This window comes from Citrobacter sp. VF227 (genome assembly GCF_052950715.1).
Window position 1 is genome coordinate 1 of sequence record NZ_JBRFVF010000684.1, and the last position, 381, is coordinate 381.

General features: G+C 57.5%; 1 protein-coding gene. It reads right to left on the reverse strand.

Annotation, left to right across the window (positions count from 1 at the left end; genetic code table 11):
* On the reverse strand, nucleotides 1-381 hold a 381-nt coding region (locus tag ACU8YC_RS28555), incomplete at both ends, for a capsular polysaccharide export protein, LipB/KpsS family (protein WP_446896462.1).

Sequence of the window (381 nt, forward strand, 5' to 3'; positions counted from 1 at the left end):
GATCGTGGACATACAGTACCCGTCCGGCGATACCGTATTTCCCGCACAGCCCGGTGATCAGGGGGCCATAAAAGCGGTGTCCCCTGTCCATCGGATGATGTTTAAACACCAGATGGCTCTGCGCCGGGGCATGCCGCGCAAACGAGCGGATCACCGTCTCAATATACTCCCGGACGTCTTTATACGGGCTGTGGAAAAGGATCTGGCTGTCGTTGTACACCTGCAGAATGGCCAGATAATACTGGTTGTCCAGCGTTTCAGTGATGTGGCTCAGCATGTGTCGCTGCCGCCAGCGATACCACAGTTTACGCCGGCCGGCCCGGAACCAGCAGCGCATCTCATACCCCGGAGAAAACGGTTTATGGTGCCGGTAGCCCGGAT